At 66.6% G+C, this 20511-nt stretch carries 19 protein-coding genes; 5 read left to right on the forward strand and 14 right to left on the reverse strand.

Annotated elements, in window-relative coordinates; translation table 11 throughout:
- Positions 1-46: 46 nt before the first annotated feature.
- Complete coding sequence (locus tag TA3x_RS23355) at positions 47-946, forward strand: serine/threonine protein kinase (protein WP_435017080.1); 900 nt, start codon at positions 47-49, stop codon at positions 944-946.
- A gap of 18 nt (positions 947-964) precedes the next feature.
- Here the strand turns inward: TA3x_RS23355 and prmC are convergent, their stop codons facing one another.
- The 13 genes from prmC to TA3x_RS23420 form a co-directional block, all read right to left on the reverse strand.
- Positions 965-1858, reverse strand: a complete 894-nt coding sequence (gene prmC, locus TA3x_RS23360; RefSeq protein WP_435017081.1) for a peptide chain release factor N(5)-glutamine methyltransferase — start codon at positions 1856-1858, stop codon at positions 965-967.
- A gap of 35 nt (positions 1859-1893) precedes the next feature.
- Complete coding sequence (gene prfA / locus TA3x_RS23365; protein WP_435017082.1) at positions 1894-2961, reverse strand: peptide chain release factor 1; 1068 nt, start codon at positions 2959-2961, stop codon at positions 1894-1896.
- A 99-nt stretch (positions 2962-3060) separates the two neighbouring features.
- A complete protein-coding gene (gene rpmE, locus TA3x_RS23370) occupies positions 3061-3315 on the reverse strand; it encodes a 50S ribosomal protein L31 (RefSeq protein WP_435017083.1) in 255 nt (84 codons plus the stop codon).
- A 126-nt stretch (positions 3316-3441) separates the two neighbouring features.
- The gene (locus TA3x_RS23375) at positions 3442-4026 is read right to left on the reverse strand and encodes a TlpA family protein disulfide reductase (protein ID WP_435017084.1); all 585 of its coding nucleotides are present in this window, start codon (positions 4024-4026) and stop codon (positions 3442-3444) included.
- A 98-nt stretch (positions 4027-4124) separates the two neighbouring features.
- Positions 4125-4742 (reverse strand): redoxin domain-containing protein, encoded by a 618-nt coding sequence (locus tag TA3x_RS23380; protein ID WP_435017085.1) that lies wholly within the window; start codon positions 4740-4742, stop codon positions 4125-4127.
- A 290-nt stretch (positions 4743-5032) separates the two neighbouring features.
- Entirely contained in the window at positions 5033-5716 is a 684-nt protein-coding gene (locus tag TA3x_RS23385; protein ID WP_435017086.1) for a ThuA domain-containing protein, read from the reverse strand.
- 240 nt (positions 5717-5956) lie between these two features.
- Complete coding sequence (locus TA3x_RS23390; RefSeq protein ID WP_435017087.1) at positions 5957-6373, reverse strand: cytidine deaminase; 417 nt, start codon at positions 6371-6373, stop codon at positions 5957-5959.
- A 127-nt stretch (positions 6374-6500) separates the two neighbouring features.
- Positions 6501-7151: a hypothetical protein gene (locus TA3x_RS23395; protein ID WP_435017088.1), complete on the reverse strand. Its 651-nt coding sequence runs from the start codon at positions 7149-7151 to the stop codon at positions 6501-6503.
- A 70-nt stretch (positions 7152-7221) separates the two neighbouring features.
- Entirely contained in the window at positions 7222-7668 is a 447-nt protein-coding gene (locus tag TA3x_RS23400; RefSeq protein ID WP_435017089.1) for a DUF2752 domain-containing protein, read from the reverse strand.
- A 91-nt stretch (positions 7669-7759) separates the two neighbouring features.
- Positions 7760-8425, reverse strand: a complete 666-nt coding sequence (locus TA3x_RS23405; RefSeq protein ID WP_435017090.1) for a lysophospholipid acyltransferase family protein — start codon at positions 8423-8425, stop codon at positions 7760-7762.
- A 204-nt stretch (positions 8426-8629) separates the two neighbouring features.
- Positions 8630-9022 carry a hypothetical protein gene (locus TA3x_RS23410; RefSeq protein ID WP_435017091.1) on the reverse strand — a complete coding sequence of 131 codons (393 nt, stop codon included), beginning with the start codon at positions 9020-9022 and terminating at the stop codon, positions 8630-8632.
- Between the two features lie 228 nt (positions 9023-9250).
- Positions 9251-10087 carry a diaminopimelate epimerase gene (gene dapF, locus TA3x_RS23415; protein ID WP_435017092.1) on the reverse strand — a complete coding sequence of 279 codons (837 nt, stop codon included), beginning with the start codon at positions 10085-10087 and terminating at the stop codon, positions 9251-9253.
- Positions 10084-10815, reverse strand: coding sequence for a phytanoyl-CoA dioxygenase family protein (locus TA3x_RS23420; RefSeq protein WP_435017093.1), 732 nt, complete (start codon positions 10813-10815; stop codon positions 10084-10086). The genes dapF and TA3x_RS23420 overlap by 4 nt, the downstream gene beginning before the upstream one ends.
- A 320-nt stretch (positions 10816-11135) precedes the next feature.
- Here TA3x_RS23420 and TA3x_RS23425 point away from each other — a divergent pair, with 320 nt between their 5' ends.
- The 4 genes from TA3x_RS23425 (at position 11136) to TA3x_RS23440 (ending at position 18677) form a co-directional block, all read left to right on the forward strand.
- On the forward strand, positions 11136-11930 hold the full coding sequence (locus TA3x_RS23425) for a site-2 protease family protein (protein WP_435017094.1): 795 nt from the start codon (positions 11136-11138) through the stop codon (positions 11928-11930).
- A 233-nt stretch (positions 11931-12163) separates the two neighbouring features.
- Positions 12164-14674 (forward strand): endopeptidase La, encoded by a 2511-nt coding sequence (lon, locus tag TA3x_RS23430; RefSeq protein ID WP_435017095.1) that lies wholly within the window; start codon positions 12164-12166, stop codon positions 14672-14674.
- 536 nt (positions 14675-15210) lie between these two features.
- A complete protein-coding gene (locus TA3x_RS23435) occupies positions 15211-16809 on the forward strand; it encodes a hypothetical protein (protein ID WP_435017096.1) in 1599 nt (532 codons plus the stop codon).
- 59 nt (positions 16810-16868) lie between these two features.
- Positions 16869-18677: a mechanosensitive ion channel domain-containing protein gene (locus tag TA3x_RS23440; RefSeq protein ID WP_435017097.1), complete on the forward strand. Its 1809-nt coding sequence runs from the start codon at positions 16869-16871 to the stop codon at positions 18675-18677.
- 34 nt (positions 18678-18711) lie between these two features.
- On the opposite strand, the gene dacB is transcribed toward TA3x_RS23440, so the two are convergent.
- A complete protein-coding gene (dacB, locus tag TA3x_RS23445; protein ID WP_435017098.1) occupies positions 18712-20334 on the reverse strand; it encodes a D-alanyl-D-alanine carboxypeptidase/D-alanyl-D-alanine endopeptidase in 1623 nt (540 codons plus the stop codon).
- Positions 20335-20511 lie beyond the last annotated feature (177 nt).

Genomic DNA, 20511 nt, shown 5'->3' on the forward strand with positions numbered 1-20511 from the left:
CATCGCCCAGGATGCGCAGCGGGTCACCGATCAGGCTGGGGGTCCGATGCTCGGGATACTCAAGGGACTCCTCGGTGGGGCCGGCCGGGTCAACATCGAGCGTCGCTTCTCGATCCTCAACGAGACGCCCCAGGGCAGCATGTCCCGGGTCTATCGCGCGATCGACAAGGAGAACGGCCGGACCGTCTGCCTGAAGGTCCAGATCCCCGACCGCCAGTCGGCGGCCATGTCGCGGGCCGTGAGCGCCGAACGCCCGTCCGAGGGCGAGATCGGGATGCAGATCGTCCATCCCAACGTTGTTCGGACGTATGAGCACGGGCTGACCACCAACGGTGAGCAGTTCCTGGCGATGGAGTTCATCCACGGCGTCAGCCTCAAGTTCGTCCGCGAGGCGACCAACCTCGGCCTCCGCGGGCGGGTGAAGGTGCTGGCCCAGGCCGCGGACGGGCTTGCTGCGGTCCATGCGGCGGGGTTCATCCACCACGACATTAACCCGAACAATTTCCTGGTCGACCGCGAGAACAACGTCAAGCTGATCGACTTCGGCTTGGCCGTCCCCAACCTGCCGGCGTTCCACCGCCCCGGGAATCGGACCGGGATGCTCCAGTACATGGCCCCCGAATTGATCCGCCGCGAGCCGACCAACGAGAAGATCGACATCTTCTCGTTCGGCGTGGTCGCCTACGAATTGCTCACTGACAAGCTGCCGTTCGGCGGGACGGGGTCATCCATGGCCCAGATGACCCAGAAGATGAACTCCGACGCCATCGACCCGGCGCTGGCCAACCCTCGGCTTTCCGAACCGCTCTGCGAGATCCTCCGCCGGACACTCGCCCGCAAGGCCAAGGATCGTTGGGGGACGATGGCCAAGCTGGCCGAGGCCCTTCGCGAGGTCCCGGTCAAGCGGGACGGCAAGAACGATCCGGACGGGCCCGATACGCCCTGAGACGGGCCCCGCCCGCCTTCATGGCTTCCGCCGTGTGGCCCGGATCACCCGGGGATGATTGGCATGGTCGCGGATCGTTGCGGACAGCTCCAGCTCCGATTGATTGGCGATCAAGGACCGGACCGGGGCTTCCTGGTCGCTGCCGATCTCCAGGATCAGGTGGCCGCCCGGCTTGAGCAGTGGCACGGCCTGTTCGATCAGTCGGGCGACCACGCGTAGGCCATCCGGACCGCCATCGAGTGCCAGGTGGGGCTCGTAGTCACGGACGCCGGCCTCCAGAGTCGGGATCACGTCGGTCGCGATGTAGGGCGGATTCGAGACGATGGCATCGAACGGACCGTCCTCCGCGACCGGGCCCAGCAGATCCCCCTGGCGGAATTCGACCCGATCGCCGAGTTGATGGTTCGCGGCATTGGTCGAGGCGATAGCCAGAGCGTCGGGGCTGAGGTCGATGGCGATGAAACGGGCCGACTTGTGCTGATGGGCACAAGCCAGGGCCAGGCAGCCCGAGCCGGTGCCCACGTCGACCGAGCGCGGCCCCTCAATCCCTTTGAACCGGTTCAAGTACTCGACGACGACGAATTCGGAGTCGGGGCGTGGGATCAAGACGGCGGGCGAAACGGCCAGGGAGAGGGAGTAGAACTCCTTCTTGCCGACCAGATAGGCCACCGGTGTCCCTTCGGATCGACGACGGACCAGCTCGCGATACTTCGCTTTATCGGACTCGCCAACCTCGTCCTCGTAGCGGGTGTAGAGCTGGACCCGTTCCCAACCCAGGACCGACGCGAGCAGGACCTCCGCGTCGAGGAGGGGGCTTTCCGACCCTTTCTTCTTGAGAAAGTCGCGGGTCAATTGCAGGAGCCGCTTGACCGTCCACCGGTCGGCGGGCGCTGTCTCGATCTCGGTGGTCATGCGTGTCACCTGGAAGCAAGGATCGGGCCGGCGCGTCAGACCTCGCCGAGTTGCTCGCGACGGTCGTGGTCGATCAGCGCGGTGGTGACGGGGTCGAGGTCGCCGAGGATGATTCGGTCCAGGTTATACCAGGTCTGGCCGATCCGATGGTCGGTGACGCGGTTCTGTGGGAAGCTATAAGTCCGCACCCGCTGCGAGCGGTCTCCCGAGCCGATCAGGGTCCGACGGGCCTCGGCCCGCTGCGACGCCGCCTGAGCCTGGGTCAGGTCGTACAGGCGAGAGCGGAGCAGCCGCATCGCCTTGGCCTGATTCTTATGCTGGCTCCGCTCGTCCCGGCAGAGCACCACGATGCCGGACGGCTTGTGGGTCAGCCGGACCGCGCTCTCGGTCTTGTTTTGATGCTGGCCCCCCGGCCCGCCGGCCCGCATCACGTCGCGCTCGATGTCCTCGGGGCGGATCACGATGTCGACGTCTTCCGGTTCGGGAAGGACCGCCACGGTGGCCGCCGAGGTGTGAATCCGGCCCTGCGTCTCGGTGCTCGGGACCCGCTGGACGCGGTGGCCGCCGCTCTCGAATTGAAGATGGCGGAAGGCCCCCTGCCCGGTCACGCCGAATGAAGCCTCGCGAAAACCGCCGAGTTCGGTCGGCATCGTATCGAGCACCTCGAAAGACCAGCGCTTGGACTCGGCATACCGGCGGTACATCTCGAACAGGTCGCGGGCGAACAGGGCCGCCTCATCGCCGCCCGTGCCGGCGCGGATCTCGACGATCAGGCTGGCTCGGTCGTTGCCGGCCGCCTTATCGTAGAGGAGGTCGCGGAGTTCCTCCCCGGCTTCATCCTGGCGGGCTCGGAGTGCCTCGACCTCGGACTCGGCGTAGGCCCGCATCTCGAAGTCGGACTCCGCCGCGGCCATGGCCTCGGCCTGAGTGACCTGTCGGCCGAGATCGAGATAGCGGCCGTAAGGGAGGGCGAGCTTGGCGAGCGACCCCCGCTCTTTGGCGAGCGCCGCATATCGCGACGGGTCGGCCGCCAGCCCCGGGTCGAGCAAGGCGGCATCCAGTTCGAGGAACCGTTGATAGTCGGCCTGGAGTTTCTCGAACACCGACGGTCTCGTGGGAGGGTCCGGCAAACGACCGACGGCCCGACCGGGCTGCGCCTCGGCGCCCCCCGACGGGCCGTCCCATGATCCAACCCGCGAGCTTTAGCTCGTGGCGGACGTCTCGGCGGGGGCCTCGGCCGGCTTCTTGGCCTTGCCGTAGGTGCCCTGGAACTTCTTGTTGAACTTATCGACCCGGCCGGCGGCATCGACGAGCTTCTGCGACCCGGTGTAGAACGGGTGGCACTTGGCGCAGACCTCGACCGCAATCTTGGGCTTGGTGCTGCGGGTCTGGAACGTGTTGCCGCAGCCGCAGGTCACGGTGCAGTCCTGGTAATTCGGATGGATCGCGTCTTTCATCGTCGTCTCGCCTTCGGTTCGAACGGCCGCGATGCCCGCCGAGACCCGTAAGTCGAGCCTCGGAGCCGCGAGCCAAGGGATACTACGATACTCGATCGCCCTGGGATCGGACAATCGGGCTCGGGGTTATTTCTTGGGGGAGGTGTCGGGCAGCGGCTTGCCGTCAAGATAAGCCTTCACCGCCTCCTCGACCTGCTCGTAGGTGAACAGGTTGTTGACGTCCTCGAGCGTGAACCGCTTGATCTCCTTGCCGTCGGGCCCGAACAGGAAGACGGCGGGGATGGCGGTGATGTCGAGCTTCTCGAACGCCTCGTCGGTCGGCTCGTCGAGGATGTAGTTGGCGAACTTCGCGTTCTTCTCGACGAGGAAGGCGGTCGCCTCGACGATCTTCTTGGGCTTGTCGATCTCGTCCAGCGAGAGCGAGACGGCCACCAGGCCCTTATCGGCGTACTTGCGGTGCATCTCGACGAGATGCGGGAAGTTTTCCTTGCAGGGGCCGCACCAGGTCGCCCAGGCGTCCACGACGGTGAGCTTGGCCTTCTTGTTGGCGGCGATCCGGGCGAGGAAATCCTTGTACTTCACCGGGACCAGCTTCACTTCCTCCGACGGGGCGTCGGCGGCCGTGGCGGTGGGGGTCCGGGTCGCGACCCCGAATCCCAGGGCCAGCGATCCGATCAGGGCGAGCGGGGCGAGGCGGGCGATCGCGTTCACGGTCGAAGTCCTCGATGTCGGGAGGTCGCGGATCAACGAAGACGCCGCCGGGGGATGGCCCGGCGGCGTGGAGGGTGAGCAGGAGTGGAGGCCAGGGCTCAGCGCTTGTAGGCGACGCCGCAGCCGTTCTGCTTGGTCTCGGGAGTCTCGACCGAGTCGCCGGCCAGCAGGGCGTCGACGGCGAGCTTGGTGTAGGGCTTGGTGACCTTGCTCTCGTTCATCTGGCTGTCGTCGAGCAGGCCGGTGTACTGCACCGTGCGGTTCTTGTCGAGCACGAACACCTGCGGGGTGACGGTGGCGCCGAAGGCCTTGCCGACCTTGCCGCTCTCGTCATAGGCGTAGGTCAAGTTATACTTGTCTTCCTTGATCTTCTGCTTGATCGCGGCGATGTCGTCGGCTTCCTTGAGGTTCTCGGTGCCGGTGCAGCACACGCCGACGAACTTGACGCTCTTTCCCTTGTAGGCCGAGACCATCTCGTGGAGGCGGTCTTCCACGGCCTGGACGACCGGGCAGTGGTTCGCCAGGAAGACGACGACGACCACGTCTTCCTTGACGTCGGCCAGGTTCATCGTGATTTCCTTGTCGCCATCGACGGCCGGGATGCCGGCGATGGCCGGGGCCTTGTCGCCGATGCTCAGGACCTTGTTGAACTTACCGGCGAAGGCGGGGCTGGCGACCAGGGCGAGGGCGGCCAGGCTGAGGAACCACTGACGCATGGGGCGTTCTCCTTGGGGTGTCTGCATCGGGATCGGGCGGGCGATGAAGCGGGACACTTCAGGGCGAAGGCGGGGCGAACCAGGGCCGATGTAACCTCCACCATCCCGGAGGCGTTTCGGGCTATGGGTCGCCATGCCGGCGGGTCGACCCCGCTGGAATCCTGAGGAGATCAGCGACGGAGTCGGCTGATCGGTGCCGGATTTCCTGCCCTCGGCCCGATTCCGCCCCGATTATATGTGGTCCAACCGGGGAGTCAACCATCCCCGAGGGCGCGTAACACACGCCAAAATCATGCCGTCGGAGCGGCCCAGATGGCCGCATTGGCCACTACGCGGCGCACCGCCGGGTGGAAGAGGACCGGGAAAGCCTCGTTGCCCGGCCGGAAGTAGGCCACGCGTCCGCGGCCGACGGTCCAGGTCAGTCCGCTCCGAAAGGTCTCGCCGCCGGAGAAGGTGGAGAGCAGGACGACCGTCTCGGGGCTGGGCACCTGGAACGGTTCAAGGTACATCGATGTCTTGGGGATCGTGAACGGGGCGACCCCGCGGGCAATCTCGTGGTCCGGGGCAGCGATGGTGACACGCTCCGGCCGTCCGTTGTCTCGCCAGCCCCCCGGCTCGCACGAAGTCCCCATCAGGTTCACGAAAGGCTTGCTGCCGCATGAGGCGTGCAGGGCCACGAAGCCGAGCTTGCCCGCCCGCACCCGGTCGGCGATCGCGGCGGCGCGGTGATCGGGAAGGTCGGCATGGCGGAGCCTGCCCCACCAGATCAGGACATCGGTCGCATCCAGGGCCGCGTCCGAAACGCCGGAATCGGGCTGATCGAGCCGGCCTCGCTTGACGTCGAGCCGAGATTGCCCTTTAAGGAACTCGCTCAGGGCCCCGTCGATGTCCCGCGGGTAGACCGATCGGGGTGCCCCCCCCTCGCACCAGACCCGGACCCGGATCTTGGGCGTGGCCGGCGATGCCTCCGCCATCGAACCGCGGAGAGCGATCGAAGATGCAGAGGCCAGGGCTGCGGATGAACGACGGACGAACGCTCGTCGGGACATCCCGACTGGTCTCTGACTTTCGTTCATCGTGACTGTCGCCCGATACGGAGGGAGGTCGGGGGTGGGCCGTGCGGCGGTGCTGATCCGGGCCGATCTCGCCGGATCGATCATCCATCGGCGGTTCGCCATTCTAGGGGGGCAGCGCCACCGGATCAAGGAATTTGTTCAACCTTCTGACGAGGAGAACGGCTGCAATCGAAACGCGAGGGGCAGCAGGTCGGCGAGGGTCATCGCCCCGACCCGATCGACCACGACCGGCGTGGCCGGCCCTGCGAATTCGGCGAGCACCTGCCGGCAGGCCCCGCAGGGCATGAGTTGCTCGGACGCGGCGCCGTCCGGGGCATCGACGCAGGCGACGGCGATCGCCTCGAAATGGGTCTCGCCGGCCAGGATGGCGGCGAATGCCGCCGTCCTCTCGGCGCAGACGGTCAGGCCATAAGAAGCGTTCTCCACATTGGCCCCGGTGTAGATCCGGCCACCGGCCCGGATCGCCGCGCCGACGTGGAAATTCGAGTAGGGACAATAGGCCCTGCGGCTGGCCTCCCGGGCCGCCGCCAGGAGTTCGTCGAGGGGAGGGTTCATCCGGGTCGGGCTCCGTATCGGATCGATCTCGCTCGGCCATCCGATCCAGGATAACGAACCGGGCGGGCCTTCGCGCGTCGTCCGACGCCGAGGCCCGCCCGGTTGGTGTTTTCGGCAATCGGCCCGATCACTGATTCGGGTTGAACTTCACGTCCTGGATGTCGTCGCCGGGGGCATGATCGACGAAGTGCCAGGTCAACTCGGTCCCGACCAGCTTGAGGAACTTGATCCGGAAGGAGGACGGGGAGACGCCGGTATCCCGCGAGACCGGGCCACGCACCGGGAAGGTGGTGTCGGCCTGCTCTTCGTAAACCTTGCTCCCCTCCTTCTCCTGATCCTTGAGTTCCTTGCCCTTGGTGTTCTTGGGATACGCCATCTCCCACACCTGGATGTGGATGTTGGACGTCCCTTCCATCAGATCCGGGCTCCGAGGATCCTCGGTCTGGAAGTGGGAGACGTCGAACAGGATGGCGTAATCGGCCTCGAAGGCCTTTGCGGCCTCGGAGGGGTCGGTCCAGGTCGGGTGGGCCTCCACCCAGGCATTCACCCGATCCGGCTCGACGACGTCGATCTTCTTGGTCTTCTTGCGGAGGGCGATGATGAACTCGCGGGTGAGTTCGCGGTCGAGCGCCTGATAGTCGACGCCGGCGCCCGGGTTGACGTGGGTCAGCACGACGACCTTCTTGCCCTTCAGCGACGGCCCAGGCGCGGGGATCGTCGGTTCGAAGGGCTGGAGGAAGTACAGCAGGGTGCGGGGGTCGCACCCCGGCAAGGACAACAAGCTCGCCGCTGCGAGACAGGTCGCCAGGGCGGCTCGACGCATCCTTGCGTGTGGCCGAGGGGTCATCCTAACGCCCTCCAATGACAAGACGGACAGACCAGGAAATGACGGTCAGGGCCACGGTGGCCACCGCCAGGTAGATCAGGGGAGTTTCCAGCGTCCGGGATCCGAAGGCCCGCCCCCGCGCCGCGACGGCGACCGTCCACGGGATCAGGGCGATGCAGGTCGGGACCAGGAGGAAGCCGGCGGGGTTCGCCCGCCAGGACTGCCCCCACTCGCCCCGCGTAAACCAGGCGAACGCGGTCGTCATGCCACATGTCGGGCAAGGCCGGCCGGTGGTCGCCCGGAATGCGCAGGGCCAGAGGCCGAGTTGGGTATGGGTTCCGAATCCTTTGGGATCTGGCTGGAGCCATCGGGCCACCCCGAGCAACGCCACCAGGGCCACGGCCCAGCCGACCAGCGCGAGGCGGGTCGAACGACCGAGGGGCTGGGCGGTAGGATCGGGACGGCTCATGTTGCGAGTGGGGAGTGCAGAGCGGAGGTGTCGCGGCACCTTATCCCAAGCCGCACAACCCGGCAAGTCCAATCCCGTCGCTCGTCCCCCTTCAAAGGGATTGCACCCACGACTCGGCCTCCCGGGTCGAATCGTTCATCCGCCGTTCCACCTCGGCGCGGCAGGCTTCCAGAACGTCGCGATCGGCGTCGGGCGGGACGAAGACGGGCTCCGGAACGACGCAGGCCGCCGGGCGGAAGGGGCGAGGGACCGCGAATCGATCCCAACTGTTGGCCCGCCAGGGGTCCTGGAAGGCCATGCCCGCCCCGACGATCGGCAGGCCGGTCCGGCTGGCCAGGTAGGACAAGCCCTGATGGACGTGGCGTCGAGGACCCTTGGGCCCGTCGGGCGTGACGCAGAGATGTCCCCGGTCGATCCTCCGGGTCATCTCCCTCAGGGCGCGTGCACCGCCCCGAGTCGTCGAGCCGCGGACCACGCCGAATCCCAACCGGCGGACCACCTGCGTGATCAATTCCCCATCGCGGTGGTCGCTGATCAGGATCTGCATCTCCGGCCAGGACCAGTAATGGGCCGGGAAGAGCATGGCCTCGTGGAAGAAGGCGTAGATGAACCGTTGGCCCGTCCGTCTCGCCACCTCCGGGTTGACCGACGGGTCGGCATACCGGAAGTGGAACCGCGAGGAGCCTGCCAGGCCGCGGACGGCCAGCGCCCCCACCCGACCGACGGCCCGGATCAGGTGTGGATTGCGTATCTTCACGTCGCAGCCCTCCCTGGCTGAGGAACGACGCCCGATCATCCGAGATGGGCCCGAACCATCCCGATTCCTACTCGAAACCGGCCGCTCGGGGAACCCGAAACCGGCAGCGCCCTCCGCGCAAGACGACGGGCCCGTACCAGGAGAGTTCCCTGGCCGGGCCCGGACTAGCGATCGATCGTTCGACGCCGAGGGCGTCGAGTCGGCTTACATGCCCTGGTGCGAAGCCTGGGGAGCGGCGTAGATGGGCGACTGCGGGGCGGCGTAGGTCGGCTGAGCGTAGTAGGTCGGGGCGCAGGTCGGGGCGGCGTAGGTGACGGTCTCGCAAGCGGCCTTCTTGTGGCAGCCGAACTTCGGCATCTTCATCTTCGGCATCTTGAAGCAATGCTTCTTGGCGGGGGCCTCGCAGGCGACCGGGGCGGGCTCGCAGACCGGGGCCGGGGCGCAGACCGGGGCCGGGGCGCAGACCGGGGCGGCGACGTAGGTCGTCTCGCACGGGGTCGCACAAGCCTTCTTCTTGTGACAGGCGCTGGCGTTGCCGCTCAGGAGGAAACCCGCGAACAGACCGGCCAGGGCGAGGGTGGTGAGCTGACGACGCATGGGAAAAAGCTCCGAATCTCGATTGTGAGGGCCGATGGCTCGATCGTGAGCCGGTCGGTAACGATCATCCAGGCTTGGCAAACTTGGTGCCAGCACCCATAAGATAGAGGGTCTACGGGGTTTTGCAAAAGATTTTCGGTCAGAAAAGAAAGAAATCTTTTGCAAGCCCCGTCCCTTACATAGAGATTTCCGATCAGCTAAGAGGTTACGATCCCGAGGGTTGCGCCGTCATTCGTTCCAAGTCCCATCATAAACGTGAGTTGCTGCCCCCGTCATGAAAACGGAGGACGTTCCGCCGTCCCATTCCAACTCCAATGGGCCACCTGGAAGGTGGGCGAGAAGCCGACTGCCAGTTTGGCCGTTCAAAACTCCCGCGACTGCCACCGCACAGGCTCCGGTCCCACAAGCCATCGTGATCCCGGAACCCCGTTCCCAGGTTCGCATCCGGACCTCACGAGGGCTGAGGACCTCCACGAAGTGGACGTTCACGCGTTTCGGGAAGGCGGGGTGATTCTCTAAAAGCGGCCCCAGAGTCTCGACCGGGAAGCGGTCCACGTCCTCGACGTAGATGACCGCGTGCGGGTTCCCCATGGAAACCGCCGTGACAGCCAGGTCATGTCCCCCCACCTGGAGCGGCACGTCGACAGGAGGCTGGCCGGGGAGCGTGGTGGGGATGGCATCGGGGTCGAGGATCGGCGGGCCCATATCGACCCGGACGCATGACGCCTTCCCCCCTTCGATCTCCAGGTCGAGCGTGAGCAGGCCGCGACCGGTCTCCACCGTGACCCGGGGCCTCGGGGCAATTCCGCGATCGTGGATGAATTTGGCCACGCATCGCACTCCGTTGCCGCACATCTCCGATTCCGACCCGTCGGCATTGAACATCCGCATGCGGGCATCGGCCCGATCCGTCGGCTCGATCAGGATCAGGCCATCGGAGCCGATCCCGAAGTGGCGGTCGCTCACCGCCCGGGACAGGGCCGCCGGGTTGCGCGGGGCGGGCTGGTCGAACGTGCTGACATAGACATAGTCGTTGCCCAACCCATGCATCTTGGCGAATTTCACGAGTCATTCCTCCCGACGCGTTCGAACCATTCGAGTCCGCCCGTCAGGGGACGGGCGGCATATTCCAGGTGGAGGACCCGGCGGTGGTGTGGGGCGGTCGCGGCCGATGAACTGTGGAGGATCAACGGTCGCATCAAGATCACGCCGCCCCGAGGGACGAGGCACTCGACCGCCGAGGCTCGATCCAACCATTGGGAGGACTCGCGGGCATCCAACCGTCCGCCACGGTGTGACCCCGGGATGACGCGAAGCGGGCCATTGCTCGTGTCGCAGTCATCCATGTGGAGACGCAGCGTGACCATGCCCTCCAGCACCGAGGCCGGGGGGCGGACATGGGTGATCCCCATCTTCACCGTCCAGGGCCCGAAGCCGGCGGCCTCGCGACGCTCCCGGACGGCGATCGTGGTGTCCTGATGCCAAGGTACGCCCCAGTTGGCCCCATCCGTCTTGTCGAACCAGAGCCCCCGGACCGCGAAAGCCCCCGGCCCGACGATCGTCTCCGCCAGGCCCAACAAGACAGGATCGCCGGCAATCCGACGGGCCTCCGGCACCGCCCTGAGCAGGTCCCTCATCCCATACGTCTCGCCATCGCGTTGCAGCGACTCCGATCGGGCCTCCTCGACGGCGGAGAGGACCCGGTCAACCAACCCGGCCGGCACCACGTCGGCGACCACGGCGAAGCCGTCCTGCTCAACGGCCGCGCCCAGTCCTGGGGAGGATCGAGTCAAGGAACCGCCCCCTCGCAGATGTGCCGTGACAACCATCGAGTTGTTCCGAGTGTCGAGACCAATTCCAGCAAACCCGTGAATGACGTGTTTCTGTGCCACATGGCGAAACATCCCACCGCTGGACCGGCTCAGGTGTGTCCCCCGACGATGGGCCGGTTGGCCCTACAACTATGGCGAAACGATGAGCCCATCACCACCCATCCCGGAATATCCCGGACGGGGAATCGATGGGCGAGGGTCGCCCGCTCCTTGTCCCCCGGGCGGAGACATCCTAACCTAAACGTTAATCCACTCCGAGCCCGCGACGTGCCAGGTGCTTCATGTTCGGAATCCCCGCCCCGACCGCCTACGACCTGAATTTTCGACTGCTGGGCATCCCCGTCCGGGTCAGCCCGTGGTTCTGGGTCATCTCGGCCATCATCGGATGGAGGGGGGGTCAACCGCTGGGGATGGTTCTCTGGGTCGGTTGCGTCTTCGTATCGATCCTCGTCCATGAATTCGGCCACGGCCTCACAGCGAGGGCCTTGATCCACCAGCGGCCTTCCATCATCCTCCACGGGATGGGAGGGCTTTGCGTCTACGATCGCGAGCACAACTCCCCCTGGGGTCGGGTCGCCGTTCTGTCTATGGGCCCCGGGGCCGGGTTCCTCCTGGCTGCGTTGGTGGCAGCACTCGGGGCGGTCGCCTTCGGGATCATCCCTGCCATCGATGACGATTACTCGCTCACCTTCAACGCGATCCGCTTCAATCCGGGCTCCTTCTGGCTCTCCCATCGCAGGGCCCTGGTGATCGCCTCTCAGATCTACGAGAACCTGATCTTCATCAACATCATGTGGGGCCTGTTCAACCTCCTGCCCATCTTTCCGCTCGATGGCGGCCAACTGGCCTCCTCGTTCCTGTCGATGCATAGTCCCCGCGACGGGCAGCGCAGGGCGTTCATCGTTTCTTTCGTCACAGCCTCGCTGGTGGCGGTCTATTGCTTCCGTAGCGGGAATGAGATCACCGCGATCTTCATCGCCTATCTGGCTTTGATAAACTTCCAATTCCTCCAGGCTGCCACCCATCAGAAACGATATGGCGACTCCTTCGACGACGACAACTGGTGGCGTCGTTGAACGCGTCGGCCTGATCCGCCAGGAATCGCGATCGAGGCGGGGGTGCCCCCTTCCCTTCGGGCCGGAGATGACCAACAATCCCGGGTGGCCCGGGTGTGGGGGAGCGACCCGCCGACTCCACCGCCGGACACCACTTTCCTGGCCGCGCAGACTGCACACGCATGACCAAAAAATCGCGAACCAAAGCCCCGAAGTCCGCCGCCCCCCGTGCCCCCAAAGAGGAGGCCGTGGGCATGGACGAAGTCATCGAACCGTCTTCGGGTCGCATCCTGGTCCTGCCGGAAAAGTCCGAGACCGGCAGCCCCTTGCCCGATCGCATCCCCTTGCTGCCGCTCCGCTCCGACGTGGTCTTCCCGCAGACCGTCGTCCCGCTGGTCGTGAATCGGGCGGCCGGGATCAAGTTGATCGACGACATCATGGCCGAGGAGAAGGTGCTGGGTTTGATCGCCCAGCGTCACCCTGAGACCGACACGCCGACCAACGCCGACCTCTACCCGACCCTGTGTGTCGGCTCCGTCCTGAAAATGCTGAAGTTCCCGGACGGATCGACCCGGATCGTCTGCCAGGGAATGTTCCGCGCACGCCTGATCGAGGTTATCCAGACCGAGCCGTTCCTGATCGGCCGGATCGAGCCCCTGGAAGATACGATCGAGGAAGGCGTCGAACTCGACGCGCTGGTGCATCACGTCAACCTCCTCTTCCAGCGGATGATCGAGCAGAGCCAACAGGTCCCGGAAGAGTTGCAGGTTGCGGCGATGAACACGCGCGAGCCCGGCCGCCTGGCCGACCTGCTCGGATCCAGCCTCCCGTTCACCGTCGAGGAGAAGCAGACCCTGCTGGCCGAAACCAACGTCCGCACCCGCCTGGAGAAGCTGGGGACCTTCCTGACCCGCCAGCTGACCGTGCTCGAACTGTCCAGCAAGATCCAGGCGCAGGTCGGGTCGGAGATCACCAAGGCCCAGCGCGATCACTTCCTCCGCCAGCAGATCAAGGCGATCCAGGAAGAGTTGGGCGAGAGCGAGTCGGACAACCCCGAGTTGGACGAGCTCTGGGCCAAGCTGGAGAAGGCAAAGCCGCCCAAGGAAGTGCTGGCCGAGGCCGAGCGAGAGATGGACCGGCTTTCGGGCATGCACCCGAGTTCGGCCGAATACTCGATCGTCCGGACCTACCTGGACTGGATTGCGGTCCTCCCGTGGGACCATTCGAGCCGCGATCGCCTGGACCTGCGCCGGGCCCGAAAGATCCTCGACCAGGACCATTACGACCTGGAGAAGATCAAGGAACGGATCCTCGAATACCTGGCGGTCCGGAAGCTCAAGAAGGACATGAAGGGGCCGATCCTCTGCTTCGCCGGCCCTCCCGGCACGGGCAAGACGTCGCTCGGCAAGAGCATCGCCAAGGCCCTTGGGCGGGAGTTCGTCCGGGTCAGTCTCGGCGGGGTCCACGACGAGGCCGAGATCCGCGGCCACCGCCGGACCTACGTCGCCGCCATGCCCGGTCGGCTGATCCAGGGGCTGCGCAAGGCGGGGACCAACAACCCGGTCTTCATGCTGGACGAGGTCGACAAGCTCGGCAACGACTTCCGCGGGGATCCCGCCGCGGCCCTGCTGGAAGTCCTCGACCCCGAACAGAACTCGACCTTCCGCGACCATTACCTGGACGTCGAGTTCGACCTTTCCAAGGTGATGTTCATCGCCACGGCCAACATGCTGGAGACGATCCCGGCCCCCCTGCTCGATCGGATGGAGATCATCCAACTCTCCGGTTACAGCGAGGAAGAGAAGATCCTGATCGCCAAGAAGTACATCGTCCCCAAGCAGTTGGAGGCCCACGGCCTCACCCCGAAGCTGGTCGAGTTCGATGACGAGGCCATCCGCCGGATCATCGCCGACTACACCCGCGAGGCGGGCCTGCGGAACCTTGAACGCGAAGTCGCCACGGTCTGCCGGAAGATCGCCCGCAAGCACGCCGAGGGGAACAAGGCCCCAACCATGGTCCACCCCGAAGATCTTGCGGCCGCCCTCGGGCCGCCCCGGTTCTTCCGCGAGGTCGCCGACCGCACCGGGACCCCCGGCGTCGCCACCGGCCTGGCCTGGACCCCGACCGGCGGGGAGATCCTGTTCATCGAGGTGACCGGGATGCCCGGCAAGGGGTCGCTCACCCTGACCGGCCTGCTCGGCGATTCGATGCGCGAGTCGGCCCAGGCGGCGCTGAGCTACCTGCGGAGCCACGCCAAGGCGATGGGCCTGGACCCGGCGCGGATCGTCAAGACCGACCTCCACATCCACGTCCCGGCCGGAGCCGTGCCCAAGGACGGCCCGTCGGCGGGCGTGGCCATCGCGGCCGCCCTGATGAGCCTGTTCCGCGACCGGGCGATCCATCAGGAGATGGCGATGACCGGCGAGGTCACGCTCACCGGCCGTGTCCTCCCCGTGGGCGGAGTGCGCGAGAAGGTCCTGGCCGCCCGACGGGCCGGGATCACCACCGTGCTGATCCCCCGCCACAACGAGAAGGACCTGATCGAGCTGCCGCCCGAGGTTTTGGCCGACGTCACGTTCCACACCATCGACACGCTCGACGACGTCATGGGCTACCTGTTCCCTCCCGAATCCAAGGCGACCGTCGCCAAGCCGCCCGCCAAGGGACAGCCGAAGTCCTCGCGGACCCCGATCTTGCCTCCGCCCGCCGGTCCTACCGAGGTGGAACTCCCCGGCAAGCCGTCGCGTCGACCCCGTTCGGTCTAGGGATCTTCACCGCCGAATCGCATCCAGCCATGGCCCGCTTCGCCTTGCCAGGGCGGGGCGGTTCGGCTACCTTGCCGCGATCCGGGAAGGGCTCGCGAGGACGCGCGATCTTCCCGACCGATCGACCTCGTTGGAGCGCATGGATGCGTTCTTCCTCCTGGATTTGCCTCGCTGTCATCGGCTTCGGCCTGATCTTCCCCGGTCCGGCCCGGTGTGACGAGCCGCGTCTCCTGCCCCGGGATGCGTCCGGTGGCCTGTTCCCCGCGCCGCCCACCGGAGCGGGGGCGAAACCGAATCCCTCCCGACCTCTCCCGAGCGCAAGGGCCGCCGACGGGACCGCGGCCGTCCCGGTGGTGATCGTCGAGCCGTCGCCCTCCTCGGCCGCGTCAACCGCCATCGCCGACGGCAAGGCTGCCGATGGAGCCTCCGCGACGGAGCCTTCGGCCAGGCCCGACGCCGCCTCGAATGCTCCGGAACGTGAAGCAATCCCGACCCCGGCGCAGGTGGCGACGGCCACGGCTGAGGAAGCCGGCCGGATGTTCGCCTCGGCCGAAGCCCAGCTCAAGGCGCTTGGCGCCGCCGACGCCAAGGGGAAGGCGGAAAACCAGGCCCTCCGCGAGGTCCTCGAAGAGCGGAAGCGAAGGCTCCTCGAATGGAAGGCCGCCGCCAGGATTCATCATGAAGTCGAACACCCCGAACCTAGCCCGGATCTGCAGGCCGCCGAGGCCCGGGCGGATCTGGAAAAATGCCGGGCCATCCTGGAGCAGATGATCCATTCCCCCGATCAGCCGCTCCCCGCGATCTTCCGCGACGCGTCGGGGAAGACGTCCGAGGCCCGACTCTTAGAAATGAAGGAAGCGATCGACTCGGTCCGTGAACAGCTGAAGGAACAATCCAACCGCCTGGACGTTCTCCGTGCCGAGTCCAACCGGGCCGCGTCCGGGGAGAATGCCGCGCTCCGGGCCAAGAGGGACCAGCTTCACCAGGACTTCAGCACCGTGACGGCCCGTCGCGTCGAGCGCGAGTCTGCGGTGGCCTCGGCCGCCTCGCCCGAGGCCCGCGACCTGGCCGCCGAACGCCTCGCCAACTTCGAGTGGGAAGCCCGGACGATCGCCGAGAAGCTCGACACCCAGGAGGCCCGGATCACCCTGGCCGCCAAGCGTCTGGACGTCTCTGCGATCCTGGTCCAAGCGGCGGAGGCCCGCGTCCACCTTTCGAAGAAGCTCCTGGACCGGATGGAGGAGCACTACACCGCGTTCTCCGAGGCCCAGCGCAAGGTCCTCCAGCAGGCCGTCGCCCTGGAGCAGACCCGCGCGGCGGTGGCCGGCGATCCGATCCTCAAGCACCGATCCAAGAAGAACGCCCTTCTCCTGGCGCTGGAGTCGCAGGTCGTGGCTTATGAGAAGGCCCAAGCCGCCAGCGAAGGTCTCTCCCAGGAGGAGCAGGATAGCCTCGCCGATGCCGCCGAGACGGCCTTCGCCGGGCTCAAGAAGCTGGTCGACGACGGCAATCTCAGCACGCTCGACGCCCTACGGCTCAAGAACGAATATCGCCGGATCGGACCGGAGCGGGACCGGATCTGCCAGACCGACCTGGTCGCCGCTGCGGCCGAGATGAGCCTCTACGAGAATGCCCTGTCCGAGGCCGAGGTCGACATGATCAACGACTCCCGCGACGATCGGCTTGAATACGATTCGCTGCTGGAGAAGGTCGGACCGTCTCGACTTCGCGAGGCCCAGGCCATGCTCGACGAGTTGGAGGCGAAGCACGACGACCTCCTGAATCGGCGCCGCGACGTGCTCCAGAAGCTGGCGATCCGCGCCGAGGCGATCCACACCTCCGTCAAGCGGAGGATCCGGATCCTCGACCAGCAGAACGCCTTCATCCAGACTCACATCTTCTGGGTCCGCGACGTCGAGCCGATCGGCCGGGCGACGTTCTCGCGAGCCAGGGGCGAGACCGCCCGGATCATCCGGGCCACGGCCAGCCTTGCGGGCCGATCGTTCGCCCGGGAGCATCTCAAGAACCTGGACGTCCGATTCGCGATGGCCATCACCGTCGCGATCTTCCTCCCATTACCCCTCTGGTTCGGCCGCCGCTGGATCGACCGCTATCGCCTGAACCTCCTCTCCTGATCCGCCCTTCCACCTCATCGACCCCGACACTTGCGACCCCAAGGATGGGAGCCGCTTCCATGAGATATCCCCGACGTCTCGCTCTCGGGCTGCTTTCCGCGGCGATCTGGCCCGGATACGTCGCCGTGCTCGGATTCGCAGCCTACGCCGCTCCATGGCCGCGCAACGTGGCCTGGCCGCTCTCCGTGACCCTCCTGTTCGCCTCGTTTTCGCTCTTCTTCATCATCCTCGGCTGGATGGCGACCGGGCCGGGGGGATGGGCCGAGGTGAGTTTCCAGGCCCCCCCCCGGGCAATCCGCCAGGGCCGCCGCGTCATGATGACGCTGCCGGTCGCCTTCATGCTGTTCCTGCTGCCGACCTTCCTGGCCCATCAAGGTCTGATTGCGCCGGAGGAACGCCCGGTATCGGCGGTCGCACTGTGCCGCCTGTTGGTCCTGGCGTTCGAGTTGACCTGCTGGGTCCTGGCGTATCGCCTGCTACGTCGTACCTCGCCGATCCTGCAATGGCTGATCTCGGACCCGGAATGGTCGGGGTGGATCGGCCGCCATCATCTCTCGATCACCCGATCCATCCTGGTGGGCCTCGCCATCGTGATCGGCCTGGACGCGGCCGGCTATCGCTATTCGGCCCAGCGGTTGACCTTCGGATGGGGCGGGTCGCTGATCGTGGCCCTGCTTTGCTGGGGGCTTTACACCCTGCTGGTCCGCTTCATCGGGGGTCATGCGTGGCGCTGGACCAAGGCCACCCCCCCATCTGCCACGACGGCCGGGGTCGTGCCGGGCGATGCGACCGCCGAGGTGGATGACCCCGCCGCCAGGTTCCGCACCCTGGCCCGGTACTCGGTGGCATTCTTGGGGATGTTCGCGGTGGCGCTGATCTGGAACGTCGACATGGCGCTCTTCAGCTACCTCGGCGAGCAGAAGCTCTGGGGGCCACCGACCGAACGTGGCGTGACCCTGGGCGACTTCACCCAGATGGTCCTGATCCTGTTCGCGACCGGGTTCGCCTGGCGGCACCTCAACGCCTGCTTCACCATGATCGTCTTCCCCAGATTGCCCGACGATCCGGGGATCCGTTACGCGGTGGTCACGCTTTGCCGATACGTGGTGCTGGGGGTGGGCCTGCTCACCGGGTTGTCCTCGGTCCAACTCGGGCTGGAGCGAATCGGCGTGGTGGTCGCGGCGCTCGGCGTCGGGCTCGGGTTCGGCCTTCAGGAGATCGTCTCGAACTTCGTCAGCGGGATCATCCTCCTTCTGGAGCGGCCGATCCGCGTGGGCGACGTGGTGACCGTCGGCGGGATGAGCGGCAAGGTTGATCGCATCAACATCCGCGCCACCACGATCATCAACGGGGAAAACCAGAGCATCATCATCCCCAACCGCCAGTTCATCACCGGCAACCTGGTGAACTGGACGCACAAGGACAAGATCATCCGCGTCCAGGTCGACGTGAGCGTGGCCCATGGGACCGACCCAGATAAGGTGACGGACCTCCTGCTGGCGATCGCGCAGGAGGACGCCGACATCCTCAACAACCCGGTCCCTTCGGCCCTGCTGGACTCGTTCGGCGAGTCGACGATGAACTTCAAACTCTGGGCCCACGTTCCCGATCCCAGCCTGATGGGGCGGGTCCGGCACCGGCTGTTCGGGCAGATCCAGAAGCGGTTCGCGGCCTCGGGGATCGTCATCCCCTTGCCGACCCGGGAACTGCGCGTCCATTCGATCGAGGAGGCGGCGGCCGCGCATCCGATCGCGAGGCCGCACATCCGCCCGCCCGAATCCCCCGTAAGCTCGGCCCACTCCCCTTGGACCGGCCGGATGCCGCTGCCGGTCCCGGCCGAGTCGTGCTATCGGGGCGTGGACGAGTGAGCCCACGCCCTCCGGGGGCGGGTCGGTTTGAAGCTCACCGCCCGCCCGGCGGGGCCTCGGCGGGCCGGGCCGGGTTGGCGACCGGCATGGGCTCCTCATCGTAGAAGACCTCGCAGAGCTTCCCGAGGCGACGGCCCGCGGCCCCCGAGGCTTCGGAGATCGGCCCGCCGATCAGGTCGATCGGCAGGTTGTTGACGAAGAAGGCGAAGGCGAGCTTCTGGCCCGAGGCGGTCTCCAGGTAGCCGGCCAGCGACTTGCTCACCAGGATCGAGTGGCCGCTCAGCCCGTTGTCGACCCAGAAGGTTCCCGTCTTGCCCCGGGCATGCCCGCGGGCCGGGCTGTCCGATGCGACCGCCCGCGCCAGGGTCCCATCTCGTCCCAGCACCGGCAGCGCCGCGTCGTAGGCCGGGAAGTCGGGCCGGGTGCTCATCGACCTCAGGAGGGCCACCGTGGCCCTGGGCGTGACCAGATCGGCCCGGGCACCACCGGCGCCGCCGCCGAACGAGATCGTCTTCACGTCGACGCCGAGTTTCGCGAGCAGTTCCGACTCCCTCCGCAGGCCGCTCGCCAGGTCGGTCTGACCGTGGTTCGCGGCCACCAGCAGGGGGAGGGCGCTGGCGTGGAGGTTCTGGCTCACCTTGAGGAGGACTTTGAGGTATTCGCGGAACGGCGGCGAGGTGTATTCGGCCACCTTGGGCAGAGTGCTGACGTCCACCTGGGTCGGGAGCCGCCACGCCTGATTCTCGGCCAGGGGCGACGCATCCACCACGACGCCCCGTTTCCTCAGGGTCTCGATGAACAGGGCGCGGGCGAAGGCGGCCGGTTCATCCACCTCGTAGGTCCGAAGTACGGGACGATGGCCCACCGGGACCCGGCCCCGGATCGAGAATCGACGCGGGCCGACCACCTCGACCGCAATCGCGGCCTGGCCGTCCGCGGCCACCGTCTCGACCCGGGCGTCATACTGGACGAACGACGTTTCCGGGACGATCCGCACCCACGCCGGCTCGCCGACCTTGGCCCCGGGCGTCACCAGGATATCCACGACGTTGTCATTGATCATGATGGGCGAGACGCGTGATGGCCCGCTCCCGGAACTGGGCGCGGCATCGAAGTAACGATCGTCGACCAGGATGTGTCCGGTCACCACCTTGATCCCCGAGGCCGACACCTCGCGCGCCAGGTGGTCGAGGCCGGCCAGCGGGTCGGTCGAGACCAACGCGGCGTCGGGGTTGCTCGCCGCGTAGGAGTGGTCGTTATCTTCGAAGAGCAGCGACCCATCGGGGCCCGTGCGGCCCCCCAGGCTGGGATCACCCTTCGCGACCAGGATCAGGTCGCCCCGGAGCGTCCCATCCTTGCCGACCTCTCCCCGGCGGACGACCGGCGTCCGGAAGCGGTAGTCGGGCCCGAGGTCGGACAGGGCGGCCGCCGAGGAGAACAGCTTCGCGACCGAGGCCGGGCAGAACATCTGGTCTGGGTTGCGCTGGAAGATCGGCTTGCCCGTGGCCAGGTCGACGACGAGGATCCCCCAGTGCCCGGATTCATACCCGGCCGCCTGGGTGACCGCATCAACGCGTTCATCGAGGGTCGAGGCGGGGGGCGGTGAGGCATCAACGGCCGCGAACCAGGACAGGGCCAGCCATCCCGCGCACGCCATGAATCCATGGACCTTCGACCGCATCAACGACCTCCGCTCATCGGCCCCGATCGTTCTTCCATCGGCACGCCCCCACAATACGGGCGTGTCGGCCCCGATGATGCGCGAAATCACCCAGAGTCGACGATTTTGACCCACTTGGCCGGGTCGGCGGTGGGGCGTGGTTCCCGGCCGACC

It is taken from the genome of Tundrisphaera macrotermitis, assembly GCF_051175315.1.
In the GTDB taxonomy this organism is placed as follows: Bacteria; Planctomycetota; Planctomycetia; order Isosphaerales; family Isosphaeraceae; genus Tundrisphaera.

What these genes read in the sequence shown, in the direction of transcription:
- TA3x_RS23390 (WP_435017087.1), bottom strand. Translation starts at nt 6,373, where the DNA reads ATGAACCCTCCCCTCGACGAACTCCTGGCGGCGGCCCGGGAGGCCAGC.
- dacB (WP_435017098.1), bottom strand. Translation starts at nt 20,334, where the DNA reads ATGGCGTGCGCGGGATGGCTGGCCCTGTCCTGGTTCGCGGCCGTTGAT.
- TA3x_RS23425 (WP_435017094.1), top strand. Translation starts at nt 11,136, where the DNA reads ATGTTCGGAATCCCCGCCCCGACCGCCTACGACCTGAATTTTCGACTG.
- prmC (WP_435017081.1), bottom strand. Translation starts at nt 1,858, where the DNA reads ATGACCACCGAGATCGAGACAGCGCCCGCCGACCGGTGGACGGTCAAG.
- TA3x_RS23380 (WP_435017085.1), bottom strand. Translation starts at nt 4,742, where the DNA reads ATGCGTCAGTGGTTCCTCAGCCTGGCCGCCCTCGCCCTGGTCGCCAGC.
- TA3x_RS23385 (WP_435017086.1), bottom strand. Translation starts at nt 5,716, where the DNA reads ATGGCGGAGGCATCGCCGGCCACGCCCAAGATCCGGGTCCGGGTCTGG.
- TA3x_RS23435 (WP_435017096.1), top strand. Translation starts at nt 15,211, where the DNA reads ATGTTCGCCTCGGCCGAAGCCCAGCTCAAGGCGCTTGGCGCCGCCGAC.
- TA3x_RS23355 (WP_435017080.1), top strand. Translation starts at nt 47, where the DNA reads ATGCTCGGGATACTCAAGGGACTCCTCGGTGGGGCCGGCCGGGTCAAC.
- TA3x_RS23400 (WP_435017089.1), bottom strand. Translation starts at nt 7,668, where the DNA reads ATGAGCCGTCCCGATCCTACCGCCCAGCCCCTCGGTCGTTCGACCCGC.
- lon (WP_435017095.1), top strand. Translation starts at nt 12,164, where the DNA reads ATGGACGAAGTCATCGAACCGTCTTCGGGTCGCATCCTGGTCCTGCCG.
- TA3x_RS23440 (WP_435017097.1), top strand. Translation starts at nt 16,869, where the DNA reads ATGAGATATCCCCGACGTCTCGCTCTCGGGCTGCTTTCCGCGGCGATC.
- TA3x_RS23410 (WP_435017091.1), bottom strand. Translation starts at nt 9,022, where the DNA reads ATGCGTCGTCAGCTCACCACCCTCGCCCTGGCCGGTCTGTTCGCGGGT.
- rpmE (WP_435017083.1), bottom strand. Translation starts at nt 3,315, where the DNA reads ATGAAAGACGCGATCCATCCGAATTACCAGGACTGCACCGTGACCTGC.